A 13,251-nucleotide genomic window follows, 5' to 3' on the forward strand; every position below is an offset into this window, starting at 1 on the left:
GGGATCAGACATCATTTCAAATACGCATTCTTTGCCTACGCATCACCAAAAGTGATATACCTCGCCCATGTCGATCCGATTCCGCCAGCTGCAAGCCTTCCACGCCACCTACGAGACCGGGACTGTGACCGGGGCGGCGGCGCTTTTGGGCATCTCACAGCCCGGGGTCTCAAACCTTCTGGCGCAACTGGAGCGGGAGACGCGGTTCAAGCTGTTCGAGCGCGTGAAGGGCCGGTTGATCCCCACGCCGGAGGCGGGCGTTCTTTATCAAGAGGTCGATACCGTCGTGCGCGGGTTGGACCATGTGGGCCAGGCCGTCACGGATCTGCAAAACAAGCAGGGTGGGCAGCTACAAGTCGCCTCGCAACACGCGATGTCGTTTGGGTTCATGCCCAAACTGATCGCTCGATTTGCCCGGTCGCGGCCCGATATGTCGATCTCGTTCCAGTCGCAGTATTCGAGCAAAGTGCAGGAATGGGTGATGTCCGGCCTTTTTGAGATCGGCGTGTGCGAGGCGCCGCAGCTATATGATGCCCTTGAAACCCATCCCTTCCGGGTGGAGATGGAGTTGGCGCTGCACCCCGAAAACCCGCTGACGCGCCACGACGCTCTGACGCCAGAGCTCTGTGGATCAGAGCCCTTCATCGTGATGGGTCCCGACCACATGACCCACCGCCGCACGCGAGAGGCTTTCGACAGCGCGGGCGTGCCGTGGAACGCGCGCGTTCATACGCATCTGTTCAAAAACATGCTCAGTTTCGTGCAGGAGGGCATGGGCGTGGCGGTGCTCGATCCTTTCCTGTTGAACCACGACGAAAGCGGCAGTTTCGTCACCCGGCCCTTCGCCCCGGCGATCCACATGGACATGATGGTGATCACCTCGGGCACACGGCCCTTGTCGGCCCTGGCCCGTGATTTCTTGGCCCTTTTACTAGCCGAGATCGCGCAGGAGCGCGTTACCCCATCCAGCGACGCACCGGGGCGGCGGCTTCCTCCAACGGCTGCGCAATGATGTCCACCAGGGTCGGGCCATCGTGGGCGATGGCTTCCTTCAGCGTGGCCTCCAAACGTGCGGGGTCCTCCACCCGCCACGCCTTGACGCCGTAGGCGCTGGCGACCGCCGCGTGGTCCACGCGGTTGAAGTCCACATTGTAGTACCGCGAGCCCTTGTCGGCCATTTGGCTCGCCTTGATCCAGCCGAAGTTGGAATTGGAGAAGACGATGAACGTGATGTTGGCGCCCGCCCGCGTTACTGTCTCCAGCTCTCCACAGGTGAACCCGAACGAGCCGTCCCCCATGAGCGCAACGGTCTTCGAGGCGGGCCGTCCGTACCAGGCGCCGAGAGACGCGGAGAGCGAGTAGCCAAGCGCGCCATGGGCGCGGTTGGTGATGAAGAAGCGGCCGGCCTGTGCCTGTTGATAGTAGGCCGAGAAATAGGGGCAGGAGGTGCCGGGGTCCGAGACAATTGTGGCGTCGTCGGGCAGGATCCGGTTGAGGGTTGCAACTATGCGTTCGGGGCGGATCGGAGCCTCATCACTGGTCGCCAACGCGTTGAAACGCTCGAATTTGCGGGCCTTGATGTCGGCCACCGCTTTGGCACCGCCAAAGGTTTCCGCGCCCTGCCCGCGTGCGTCGAGCACATCGTTAACCGCCTGCAAGGAGAGCTTCAGGTCCCCCACGACGCCCACTTCCGTGGGGTAATTCGCGCCGATGACCATGGGGTCACTGTCAAAATGCACGATGCGAGCGCCGGGTTTGGGGGCCTCCCACCGTGCCGTGGTGGTTGAGCCTGCCCGCGCGCCCATGAAGATCACCAGATCGGCGGCCTCCATCGCTTCCCACGTCTCGTCCGTGCCGCCGTTGGAGCCGACGACTCCGAGCGACATCGGGTCCGTGTCGGCCAGACTGCCCTGTCCGCTGATCGACGTTGCCACGGGAATGTCGAGGCGGTTCGCCAGCCGCGCCAGTTCCGCCATCGCGCCCGCGATGACCACACCGCCGCCGCAAACGATCAGCGGCTGTTTGGCCGATAGGATCGCGTCAACCGCCGCCTCCGCCGCGCCGGGCTCGGGCCCTTGAGGATAGGCCGGGTAACTCGCGTGTTTGGGGTCGGCCCAGATGTCTGATGGGTCCACGGGGTCGTATTGGATGTCATAAGGCAGGCCCAAATGCGCCGCGCCCGCGCGCCCCGTCGTCATGGCGCGGAATGCCATGCGGACCATGCGGGGAATGTGGGCGGCCTGTACGATGACGCTGTTCCACTTGGTCAGGGGCGCCATCAGGGCGTTCTGGTCCACCTCCGTCAGGGGGTATTTTCCGTAGCTGCCCACGCTGATGTCGGTGGTGATGCCAAGGACGGCGTAGGAGGATTCTGAGGCCTCGATCAGCCCGGGAAGGATGTAGGTCGCCCCCCCGCCCGAGGGTCCCTCCGCCACGCCGGGGCGGCCTGTGACACGGGAGTAGCCGTCGGCCATATAGGTGGCAGAGCGTTCATCGCGGGTCAGCACATGAGTGATGTCCCCGCCGTGGGACCGCATGGAATCGTAGAATGGAAGGCTGGTGTCGCCACAAAGCCCAAAGATGTGCCGCACGCCATGGGCCTTGAGCATGCCGACCAGCGCGTCAGCCCCGTTCATCTGGTTGTCCATCTGCGACTCCCCCCTGCATTTCATACTGTATACAGATCAATATACCTTGCAAAACTCAAGCGGTGATTTCATGGTCGCGCCCATGGATAGCAACGTTGACCGCCTCACCGCCCAACTCCGCCGCATGGCGGCGGACTTCGAGATCAAGCCCGAAGAACGGATCGTCGAGGGAGAGATGGCCAAGCGTTTGAACGTCAGCCGCACGCCCCTGCGGGAGGCACTTAACCGTTTGGTGTCAGAGGGTTATCTGACAAATACAGGGGGTCGCGGGTTCTTTTGCCGCGCGTTGACGCCGGAGCGGATCCTGGACCTTTACGAGGCCCGCGCCGCGTTGGAATGCGAGGCGATGCGCCTGGCACTGACCCGCGCGACGGATGCGGAGATCGACGCGCTGGTTGCCAGCCTGACGACGAATGAACCTGCTGGACGCCTTGAGTTGCTGGAAATGGACGAGGCGTTTCACATCGCCCTCACGCAGCTTTCGGGCAATGCCGAGCTGGAACAAATGCTCGCCAACATCAATGGCCGCATCCGCTATGTGCGGATGATCGGGCTGAATGCGGGCGGCGGCGTGGACGCGCAGATCGCGGCGCATCGTGAGATTGCGCAGGCGCTGCGGGCGCGTGACGGCGACGCGGCGCTTACCTCCCTGCGTGCCCATATCGAGCTGCGCAAAGAGGATGCGACGCAGGCCGTCCGTGATGCCTTCTCGGAGATTTACGTGAGGGCGTCATGACAGCGCGCGCTCCCAAGGCAAGGGGCGGCAAGACGGTCTTCGGGGCCAGCGTCGGCATCCTGATGCTAGAGACGCAGTTCCCCCGCATCCCCGGCGATATCGGCAACGCCCTGACCTGGCCGTTTCCGGTGCACTACAAGGTCGTGCCCGGGGCCACACCGGACAACATCGTGCGCGGCGATCCGTGGGAGCGGGCGCAAAATTTTATCAAAGCGGGGCGCGAGTTGGTCGCCATGGGCTGCGACGGGATTGCCACCAACTGCGGGTTTCTGGCGCTGTTGCAGGACGAGATGAAGGCGGCTTTGGGCGTGCCGGTCGCCACCTCGTCCCTGATCCAGGCCCCGATGATCGCGGCGACGCTGCCGCCTGGCAAGCATATGAGCGTGCTGACAATTTCGGCGGAAACATTGACCAAGGCGCATCTGGAGGCCGCGGGCGTGCCGGACGGCACGCCGGTCATGGGCACTGATGGGGGACGGGAGTTCACGCGAGCGGTTCTGGGCGATGAGATCGAGATCGACTTTGGCTCCGCCCGCGCCGATATGCTGGACGCGGCGGAGGCGCTTGTGACAGCGCACCCGGACACCGGCGCAATCTTGTTGGAATGCACCAACATGGTGCCCTATGCCGCTGATATTCGGCGCAAAACCGGGCTGTCGGTGTTTTCAGTCTACAGCCTGTTGACCTGGTTTCAGGCGGGGCTTGTGCCACGCCGGTTTCCTAGTGAGCTGGATGATCCGCGCTGATCACATCGGCCAATTGGTTGTGCCCCAGCGAGGTTGCGCCGATTTGGGCCAGCGTGATGCTGGTCTCGTCCTTCAATACGTTCCAAAGGGCCTGAAGCCCCTCTTCTCCGCCCGCCGCGATGGCAAATTGCAGGACCCGACCCAGGAAGGCGAAGTTCGCGCCCTGGGCGTAGGCCTTCACGACGTCCTCTCCGCCCCGCAGGCCGGTATCGAAGAACAGGGGGAACTCGGGGCCGACGGCGGCGCGGATCGCGGGCAGGACGCTGATCGGGACAGGTGCGCTTTCCAACTGGCGCGCGCCGTGGCTGGAGACCTGGATGGCGTCCACGCCCGCCGCCTTCAATAGACGCGCGTCCTCGGGGTCAAGCACCCCTTTGACCACCAGTTTGCCCGGCCACATCGCTCGGAGTTTCTCCAACGTGCTGAAATCCGCCTTCGCGCGGGAGGCTTTGCGGTCAAACTCAAACCCCGCCATCTGGAAGTTCGCCATGTCCGGTTTGCCCGCAAGCAGCGACGATATGGACCAACGCGGATGCAGGGCGAAGTCGATGAACTGCTTCGGGCCGATCTTGAACGGCATGGTGAAGCCGTGGCGTAATTCTCGGGGTCTCCGGCCTACTTCGGGGACATCTACGGTGAGGATAAGCGTCTGATATCCAGCGGCTTTCGCGCGTTCGACGAGCTTGAAGGTGCCGCTTCCGTCGCCGGTGAAGTAGAGCTGGAACCAGGCGTTGCCCTCGGCCTCCTCGATCAGCGGCTCCATGGCGGTGGAGGCGACTGTGGAGACGCCAAGCGGCACCTGTTCGCGGGCGGCAAGGCGGGCCAGCATCATGTCCGCGCCGGGGCCAGAGAGGTTGCACATCCCCATGGGGCTGATGCCGAAGGGGGCCTTGGTGGTGTGACCGAAGACCTGCGCGCCCAGATCGCGCTCGCTCACATCGCGCAGGATCCGAGGCCGGAGCACAAGATCGTCGAAGGCCGCACGTCCCCGCGCGGCCCCCGTCTCGGCGCCTGCGGCGCCGTCGATATAGTCGAAGACCATCCAGGGCAGACGCCGCTTCGCCAGGCGTTGGGCATCTGCGCTGGAATGGATCATCCTTAGCTCGCCACCGCATCCATGAAGCGAGCGCGGATCACCACCGGGTCCATCGTGATGACCGGCAGCTTGATGTTGCCGCTGTCGCACTTGGAGACGATGATCGTCATCTGCTTGCTGTCGATGGCCGCTTGCAACGTCGCACCGGTGTCCTTGTCCTCACAGACCACGACATTCTCACACCCGCAGGCGCGGGCCACGTTTTCCAGCTTCGTCAACTTACCCGCATAAGTGGGCTGGTCGCCGGTGGAGCCATAAGAGCCGTTGTCGATGATCAGCAGGATGAAGTTGTCGGCCACGTTGTTGGCGATGGTCGGCAGCGTGCCGAGGTTCGTCAGAACCGACCCGTCGCCGTCAATGGAGATCACCGTCTTGTCTTGCGCCAGCGCAAGGCCAAGACCGATGGAGGACGACAGGCCCATGGTGCCGAGCATGTAGAAGTTAAGCTCATTGTCGTCGATCATGTGCAACTCCTGCGACGGCAGGCCGATGTTGCAGACAACGAGGTGCGGGTTCAGGATGGGCGCGATTTCGCGCAGGATTTCAGAACGGATCATTGGTCGCCGTAGCCTCCCCAGAAGGACGCATCGGTCAAGATGGCCACAGGTTTGTTGCACATGAAAGTGTATTTCAGGATCGCATCCAGCTCATCCGCATCCGCTTCCTTGTGAAAGTGGTAGGTGGGGATGTTCATCTGGTTCAGAAGCGCCTTGGTGTGGACGGCCATTTCAACCTGACAGGCCACGGGCTCGCGCAACTCACCGCGGTACGAGATCAGCATCGGCAGGGGCATGCGGTAGTATTGCGTCAGCGTGGCCAGCGTGTTGATCGTCACCCCGATCGCCGTGTTCTGCATGATGATAGCCGGGCGCTTGCCGCCCATGAAGGCGCCTGCACACAGGCCCATGCCCTCATCTTCCTTGTTGGAGGGGATGTGGAAAATCTCTGGCCGGGCCTCGACCTCGTCAATGACGCCGGCCAACTGCTTGCAGGGCACGGTGGTGATGAAGGACACGTCGTTGGCGACGAAATCGTCAACGATCTTCTTGGAAATACTCACGGCTTTGACAAGCTCCTGTGCTGAGTGGCCCGTGGGGGCGCGGGATATGATTTAGGTGGCGTCGCGCAGAACATGCACGGCGCAGGGGGCGTGGCGGACGACCCGCGCGGCGGTCGAGCCGAGCAGATAGTCGATGAGATCGGGTTTGTGAGATCCCATCACGATGCAATCCGCTGCATTGTCGGTGGCATAATCGATGATCGTGCGGCCCGAGTGACCTTTGACGAGAACGCCCGTGACATTGGACACCCCGGCAAGGCGCGCGGTCAGTTTGGCCTTTGCATCGGCAACCGCTTTATCGACCGTGCCTTCGTCGAGATACGCATTGGTGCTGCCGGTTGGCTCCTCGTAGACGTGCAGCGCGGTGATCTTGCCGCCGTCATTCAACAGCTTCGTGGCCAGGGCCAAGGCGGTGTCACCGAAGCCGTGGTCGAGGGCCAGGGGAACCAGAATATGATCATACATGGTCGCGTTCCTTCTGTGAGGGATCAATCATTGGGGCGCAGCACGATCTTGGGGGCTGCGGTCTTGCCTGCCCGGATGTCCGCAAAGGCGCTGGCCCCGGCAGACAGGGGTCGCTGCTCCGTCCAGTCGAGCGGGCCGAGGCGGCCATCGAAGATGGCGGCGGCGGTGTCGCGGAAATCCTGGGCGGTATAGGTATAGGTGCCGAAAAAGGTGATTTCCTGCAGGGTCATGCGACGAATATCGAGCCCGCCGGTGGCTTCGCCAAGGCCGATATGCGCGATCACACCGCCGGGACGCGCATGGGCAGAGGCCGTCGCGCGGGTGGCGGCATAGCCGACGCCGTCGATGATCACGTCGAACATGGCGTCGGCGGGCAGGTCGTCGGGCGAAATGGCAACCTGCTGGCAGGGACCGTTGAGCACGTCGCGCCGCATGGCATTCGGCTCCAGAATTGTCACTTCGGTGATGCCTTGCGCGGACAACGACAGGGCCGCGCCCAGGCCGATGGCACCGCCGCCGATGACCAGCGCCCTGCGCGCCTCGGGCAATGTCTGCTTCGCCAGGCGCACGGCGTGCCAACCGCAGGCGATGGGCTCCGCCAGAGACGCCGCATCCAGCGAGATATGATCGGGCACGCTCACCAGGTTTTCGTCGCGCATCGCGACCATCTGCGCGAAAGCCCCTTCGCGGGGCGGCATGGAGATGATCAACCGCTCGGCACACAGGTTATCGTGGCCGCTGGTGCAGGCGGCGCAGGTCCCGCAGGTGACCAGTGGGTTCAAGGTGACGCGTTCGCCTGCGCGGGGTCCGCCGATGATCTCTCCGGCAGCTTCATGGCCAAGGATCAGGGGCGCGGGACGACGCTCATCATGGCCCAGATAGGCGTGCATGTCTGACCCGCAGACGCCCACGGACATCACCTTGATCAGCTGCTGGCCTGGGCCTGCAACGGCATCGGGGACATCGCGAAACCCAAGGGCCTCCGGGCCGTCATACACAAGCGCTTTCATTTCGCCGTATATCCTCCGTCCACCATCAAGACCTGCCCAGTCACAAAGGACGACGCGTCCGAGCACAGGAACAGGAGCGGGCCGTCGATGTCTTCCACCGCGCCATTGCGCCCCACGCAGGTCTGCGCGGCGTTACGCGCCGCGCGATCCGGATCTGCAAAGACGGGCCCGGTCAGCTCGGTCGGGAAGAAGCCCGGCCCGATGGCGTTGGCGTTGATGCCGTCGCGCGACCAGGCCTCGGCCATGGCGCGGGTCAACTGGCCGATCCCGGATTTGGAGGCACCATAGGCCACGCCGCCCGGGAAAGCTCGGGTCGTTTGCAACGAAGCGAAATTGACCACCCTGCCCCAGGCTTTGGCCTTCATCGCGGGCACGAGGGCCTGGGTCAGAAAGAACGGCGCCGCCAGGTTGAGGTTCATCGTGACGTCCCAGCCCTCGGGCGTGACGTCGTCGGCGGTTTCGCGGGTGTTGATGCCAGCGGCATGAACAATGATATCCGGCGCACCAAAGGGCACGCAGACGTCTGCCGCGATCTGCGAGATCGCGTTTCTGTCCGATAGATCGGCTACCACGGTTGCGGCGGGTTTGCCGATGCGATGCGCCCATTCTGCCAGCGCGTCGGCCCGGCGTGCGACGCCGACGACACGGGCGCCGGCATCTGCCAGCACCTCGGCAGCGCGCTGCCCCAGACCTGCGGAGGCTCCGGTGACGCAGGCCACCCGGCCCCGCAGGTCAAATAGGGCGCCCGCATCAACCATCGGCGGACAAATCGAAATTCTCGCCGGGGAAGTACTTGGCCAAACGCACGTCGGCGGCCCGCGCATGCCCTTCCATCCCTTCCAGGCGAGAGATCCGCGCCGTCGCTTCCGCCACTCGCTTCGAACCTTCGCGGGTCGCCTGCTGCCAGGTCACGATCTTCATGTACTTATGAACCGACAGACCGCCGGTGTAGGACGCCGCGCCAGAGGTCGGCAGAACGTGGTTTGTCCCGGTTGCCTTGTCGCCGTAGGACACCGTTGTCTCTTCCCCCACGAAGAGCGAGCCGTAACAAGTGAGCGTGTCTTTCCACCACTCCAGATCTTCCGCTTGCACGGTCAAATGCTCAGGCGCGTATTCGTCGGAGCAGGCGGCCATGTCTTCGCGGTCGGCGCAGACGATGACCTCGGCGTAGTCGCGCCAGGCTGCTTTGGCGTTGTCGCGGTTGGTGTCGGGCAGATCCTCGATCAGGCCCGGGACCAAATCCATGACCTTTTCAGCCAGGGTGCGGTCATCCGTGACCAGCCAAACCGGAGAGTTATAGCCATGCTCGGCCTGGCTGACGAGGTCGGTGGCCACGATATGTGCGTCAGCCGTCTTGTCGGCGAGCACCAGGCTATCGGTCGGACCCGCGATCATGTCGATGCCGACACGGCCAAAGAGGATGCGCTTGGCTTCGGCCACGAACTGGTTGCCGGGGCCCACAAGAATGTTCGCCTTCGGCAGGCCAAACAGCCCAAAGCTCATCGCGGCAACGCCCTGTACACCGCCAAGCGCGAGGATCGTATCGGCGCCGCAGATGTGCGCCGCGTAGACAATGGCGGGGGCAACGCCGACACCGGGCCGCGGCGGCGAGGTGGCGATGATGTGCTTGCAACCGGCGACCTTCGCCGTCGTGACCGTCATGATCGCCGAGGCGATGTGGCTGTAGCGCCCGCCGGGCACGTAGCAGCCCGCCGTGCTGACCGGAATTGCCTTTTGACCTGCGACAAAGCCGGGAACAATCTCAACCTCGACATCATTCAGCGTCGCTTTTTGGGCCTCCGCAAAGCGTTTCACGTTGTCATGGGCAAAACGGATGTCGGCCTTCAGCTTTTCGGGAACCAGGGCGGCGGCGGCCTCGATCTCTTCCGCCGTGAGGATGATGTTGCCCTCGTACTTGTCGAACTTGGCGGCGTATTCGAGCGCCTTCTCATCCCCGCCCGCTTCGATATCCGCCAGGATCGAGCGCACTGTCTCTTGCACGTCCGACGCATCGGAAGCGGAGGTCAGCGGCGCTTTCTTGAGGTATTCTCTGGTCATCTTGGGCGGTCCTATCGGTGGGTCATAGTGGCGGAAGCTTGGCGCAGGGCTCAACGAATGGAGGCTCCCCGGGCGATTCCATTTGACTGCTTGTAAGCGCTTACATTATGCCAATGCAAGCCATTACATTTAACCGAACCAAAATAGGCGCCTAAAGGACCGCTCGTGCGATGAACTCGACCCGCCCTGCCCCCACGCTCAACGATGTCGCGAAACGCTCAGGCTTTTCGACGGCAACGGTATCGCGTTGCCTGAACTTTCCCGGCCAGGTCTCGGACAACACCCGAGAGACGGTGATGGCGGCGATTGCGGACCTGGGTTATTCGCCCAACTTCGGCGCCCGCGCGATGGCCGCGCAGCGCACCAACACCATCGGCGCGATCATTCCGACCATGGAAAACGCGATCTTCGCCCGTGGCATCCAGGCGTTTCAGGAAGAACTGAACGATCACGGCTACAACCTGATGGTGGCCAGTTCTTCCTACCGAATGGATCTGGAGGAACGTCAGATCCGGTCTCTCGTGGCCCGAGGCGCCGATGCGCTCCTACTGGTGGGCCACCAACGCGACCCGGCGATCTATCAGTTCCTGGATGCGCAGAATGTGCCCGCTTTGGTCACTTGGGCGTACGATCCAGGTGCCTTGCGTCCCTCCATCGGGTTCGACAACCGCGCCTCGATGCAAAAGATGGCGCGAGAGGTCTTGCGGTTTGGGCACCGCCGCTTGGCAATGATCTCGGCAGAGCTAGAGGGCAACGACCGGGCGACGGCGCGTCTCCACGGCATCCGAGACGCAATGCGCGAGGCAGGGCTGCAAGACGACGACTTGCAGGTCGTGGAAACTCCCTACGGCATCGACACGGGTGCCGAAGCCTTTGCGGCCCTGATGCAAACCGGCACCCCTCCAACTGCGGTTCTTTGCGGCAATGACGTGTTGGCCGTGGGTGCCCTTGGCCGCGCCCGAGAGTTGGGGCTGGACGTGCCGGGTGACGTTTCGATCGTGGGGTTTGACAACATCGAGTTGGCCCAGGTGGCCTACCCGAAGCTTTCAACCGTTCATGTTCCGCACCGGGAAATGGGGCGCAAAGCGGCCTTGGCGTTGATCGGCTTCTTGCAGAGCCGCACGGACATCGTGACCGAAGAACTAACGGCAGAGGTTTACTTGCGCGACAGCCTGGGCCCCGCGCCGCGTTAGGCGCTTGCCTGGACCAGCCGCGCGGTGCCGACGGCAGCCTCACTATGCTGCGCAGGCGCGAGCGGCATGCCAAGGACCCGCTCCCGGATCGCGGTCCATGTGGGGTTCGACGCGCCGCCGCCAGCCGTAAACACGGCATCGGGCCAGGTCGCGCCGCGCGCCACCATCGCGTCGTAACACTGCCGCTCGATCCGGGCGATGCCTTCCAGAAGGCCGTGAAGATAAGCGGCGTCATCGGCAGGACGCGGGGTCATCCGAGGCGGCTGGGACGGATCATTGATCGGAAAACGCTCGCCGGGTTTGGAGAGAGGGTAGTAATCGAGCGGGGTCTCCGTAGCCGGGTCGATCCGCTCGGAAAGCTCTGCCAATTGGCTGGCGTCAAAATCCTGCAGCAGAACGCCGCCGCCGGTGTTGGAGGCACCCCCCACCAGCCATCCGTCCCCGAGCCGATGGGAGTAAAGCCCAATCTCCGGCGCATCGATGCGATGCGGGCTGAGGAGTTTGATCGCCAGCGTTGTGCCCAGGGATGTCACGGCCATTCCCAACCGCAAGGGCGCGGCCGCGAGGAACGCCGCGATGCTGTCCGTGGTGCCAACGTGGATGATGGCGTCGGACGGCAGCCCGAACCGCGCCGCCACTTCCGCTGATATCGGCCGCGCGGGCGCACCGGCGGGCGGAACGTTCGGCAGAAGATCCTGCCGCAGGCCGAGGGCACCGTACCACTCAGGCCATGCGTCAAGCGCCGGATCGTACCCGGTTTTCAGGGCATTGTTGTGGTCAGAAAACCCGCCTTGCCCCATCAGTTTCGCCGCAATGAAATCGGCCTGGTGCAGCAGGTGCCTCGCTTCGCGTCTGGTATCCTCGGCCTGCAGCCGCAGCGCGCGTGCGAGGGCGGACGAGGTGCCTCGGGTAATGTGCGGATCGGGGGCCAGGGCGGCGATCCGGGCCGCCTCTTGCTCAAAACCGCCGGAGTTGTACATCAACGCCCGGGTCACGGGCCGCAAGTCCGCCGCCGTCAACACCATGCTGCCGGACGTCCCGTCGAGCCCGATCCGCTTGATCCGCGTCGGCGCAATGCCCTCGGTGCGCAGCGCGGCAATCTGGTTGGTCAGACACTTCTCAACCCCCGTCCACCAGAGGTTGGCATCCACAGCATCGGGGTTCTGCACGCCGTAACTTCCCCGTGCCATCGACACGACCTTGCCCGCCCGGTCGATCACAGCCGAACGGATGCCCGATGTTCCCAGATCGATGCCAAGCGACAGGTCACTCATGCGCGCGCCGCCAATGCCTGGCGGTATTTCTCGGCGTCCCAGTTCAGCAACTCGGCCTCCGCCGCCGCGCCGATGGATTCCAGCGTCCATGCTTCAGGGAGACGGGACAACAGGTCCGACAGGCACCGCAGCATGGCCTTTTGCGAAGACGTCGCCCCATCGCGCAACAAGACACCGACGCCCTCCTGAACGATCGCCGGCGGCGCGCCGTCATGATCCACCCGAGGCAAGGCTGGCCCCAGGAACACCACGTGATCCGGGTAATACGACCCGGTCAAGACGCGCTCTGCGACAGAGGGATCACAGGCAAGCCAGCTTTCTTCTGCCCAGAAAAACCCTTCAGGCGCGGCTTCTTGAGGTGGCGTTTCGCTCGGGCGCAGGCGCGGCATGGCAAGGCGCGCTTCCACATCCGCCATGATCTCTGCCACCGCCTCGACGGTCTCACCGCCACAGATCAAGCCGTGGTTCTCCAGCACCACCACCCGCGTGTCGGGCGTTGTCTTGGACAGAATCTGCCGCGTCAAAGGGAGCCCCGGCTTGGCATAGGGCACGAAAGCCACGGGAAGGCCATCCAGCTTGCGTGCGGCCTCTACCCGCCCCTCGGGCGAGACGCCGTGAACCAAAGTGGCAATGGAATGGGTGTGCGCGACAACGGCCCAATCAAGCGCCGCATGGAAGGTCGTTTCAATCGATGGGCGCAGGGTAATCGCAGGGTCCAGCACGGTGGTCTTACAACTGCCATCCCCGTCGCCGTAGGCTTCGGCCTTCGCAGCTTCGCGGTCCACGGCCACGAAGATGTCTTTGTCCTCGGCGTCTGCCAGTTCGGTGCCCGAGGCTTTGATCCACATGACGCCATCTTGCTTGATTGACGTGTTCCCACCCGGCCCCTGCACCTGCATCGGGTCTTTTCCCAGACGCGCGGAAAGCGCGCGGAAGGCGGCAAAAGTGGTCGGATCGATCATGGG

The 13,251-nt window shown here is 63.7% G+C and carries 14 protein-coding genes; 4 read left to right on the forward strand and 10 right to left on the reverse strand.

The features are described 5' to 3' along the window. The first annotated feature begins 67 nt into the window (after positions 1-67). Positions 68-1,012, forward strand: coding sequence for a LysR family transcriptional regulator (locus AC6I9R_RS16295; RefSeq protein ID WP_461427427.1), 945 nt, complete (start codon positions 68-70; stop codon positions 1,010-1,012). Here the strand turns inward: AC6I9R_RS16295 and AC6I9R_RS16300 are convergent. Then, complete coding sequence (locus AC6I9R_RS16300; RefSeq protein ID WP_461427426.1) at positions 957-2,648, reverse strand: thiamine pyrophosphate-binding protein; 1,692 nt, start codon at positions 2,646-2,648, stop codon at positions 957-959. The genes AC6I9R_RS16295 and AC6I9R_RS16300 overlap by 56 nt on opposite strands. A gap of 82 nt (positions 2,649-2,730) precedes the next feature. Between AC6I9R_RS16300 and AC6I9R_RS16305 the strand changes: the two genes are divergently transcribed. Together AC6I9R_RS16305 and AC6I9R_RS16310 are read left to right on the forward strand one after the other, a co-directional pair. After that, positions 2,731-3,384, forward strand: coding sequence for a GntR family transcriptional regulator (locus AC6I9R_RS16305; protein WP_461427425.1), 654 nt, complete (start codon positions 2,731-2,733; stop codon positions 3,382-3,384). Beyond that, on the forward strand, positions 3,381-4,130 hold the full coding sequence (locus AC6I9R_RS16310; protein WP_461427424.1) for an aspartate/glutamate racemase family protein: 750 nt from the start codon (positions 3,381-3,383) through the stop codon (positions 4,128-4,130). The genes AC6I9R_RS16305 and AC6I9R_RS16310 overlap by 4 nt, the downstream gene beginning before the upstream one ends. Here the strand turns inward: AC6I9R_RS16310 and AC6I9R_RS16315 are convergent. From AC6I9R_RS16315 to hisD, 7 genes are read right to left on the reverse strand one after another with little or no spacing between them, the layout of a single operon-like run. Beyond that, complete coding sequence (locus AC6I9R_RS16315) at positions 4,105-5,226, reverse strand: alpha-hydroxy acid oxidase (RefSeq protein ID WP_461427423.1); 1,122 nt, start codon at positions 5,224-5,226, stop codon at positions 4,105-4,107. The genes AC6I9R_RS16310 and AC6I9R_RS16315 overlap by 26 nt on opposite strands. A gap of 2 nt (positions 5,227-5,228) precedes the next feature. Next, on the reverse strand, positions 5,229-5,783 hold the full coding sequence (gene comE / locus AC6I9R_RS16320; RefSeq protein ID WP_461427422.1) for a sulfopyruvate decarboxylase subunit beta: 555 nt from the start codon (positions 5,781-5,783) through the stop codon (positions 5,229-5,231). Continuing rightward, positions 5,780-6,286, reverse strand: coding sequence for a sulfopyruvate decarboxylase subunit alpha (gene comD / locus AC6I9R_RS16325; RefSeq protein WP_055686830.1), 507 nt, complete (start codon positions 6,284-6,286; stop codon positions 5,780-5,782). The genes comE and comD overlap by 4 nt, the downstream gene beginning before the upstream one ends. Positions 6,287-6,337: 51 nt before the next feature. Continuing rightward, positions 6,338-6,751, reverse strand: coding sequence for a universal stress protein (locus AC6I9R_RS16330; protein WP_461427421.1), 414 nt, complete (start codon positions 6,749-6,751; stop codon positions 6,338-6,340). 23 nt (positions 6,752-6,774) lie between these two features. Next, positions 6,775-7,761, reverse strand: coding sequence for a zinc-dependent alcohol dehydrogenase (locus tag AC6I9R_RS16335; protein WP_461427420.1), 987 nt, complete (start codon positions 7,759-7,761; stop codon positions 6,775-6,777). After that, positions 7,758-8,519 carry an SDR family NAD(P)-dependent oxidoreductase gene (locus tag AC6I9R_RS16340; protein WP_461427419.1) on the reverse strand — a complete coding sequence of 254 codons (762 nt, stop codon included), beginning with the start codon at positions 8,517-8,519 and terminating at the stop codon, positions 7,758-7,760. Before AC6I9R_RS16340 ends, AC6I9R_RS16335 begins: the two co-directional genes overlap by 4 nt. Further along, the gene (gene hisD, locus AC6I9R_RS16345) at positions 8,512-9,819 is read right to left on the reverse strand and encodes a histidinol dehydrogenase (RefSeq protein WP_461427418.1); all 1,308 of its coding nucleotides are present in this window, start codon (positions 9,817-9,819) and stop codon (positions 8,512-8,514) included. Before hisD ends, AC6I9R_RS16340 begins: the two co-directional genes overlap by 8 nt. A 170-nt stretch (positions 9,820-9,989) precedes the next feature. Here hisD and AC6I9R_RS16350 point away from each other — a divergent pair, with 170 nt between their 5' ends. After that, positions 9,990-11,012 carry a LacI family DNA-binding transcriptional regulator gene (locus AC6I9R_RS16350; protein ID WP_461427417.1) on the forward strand — a complete coding sequence of 341 codons (1,023 nt, stop codon included), beginning with the start codon at positions 9,990-9,992 and terminating at the stop codon, positions 11,010-11,012. Here AC6I9R_RS16350 and AC6I9R_RS16355 read toward each other — a convergent pair. Then, positions 11,009-12,286: an FGGY-family carbohydrate kinase gene (locus tag AC6I9R_RS16355; RefSeq protein ID WP_461427416.1), complete on the reverse strand. Its 1,278-nt coding sequence runs from the start codon at positions 12,284-12,286 to the stop codon at positions 11,009-11,011. The two genes, AC6I9R_RS16350 and AC6I9R_RS16355, sit on opposite strands and share 4 nt — an antisense overlap. Continuing rightward, positions 12,283-13,248 (reverse strand): class II aldolase/adducin family protein, encoded by a 966-nt coding sequence (locus AC6I9R_RS16360; protein ID WP_461427415.1) that lies wholly within the window; start codon positions 13,246-13,248, stop codon positions 12,283-12,285. Before AC6I9R_RS16360 ends, AC6I9R_RS16355 begins: the two co-directional genes overlap by 4 nt. Positions 13,249-13,251: the final 3 nt, after the last annotated feature.

The organism is Gymnodinialimonas sp. (genome assembly GCF_059726805.1).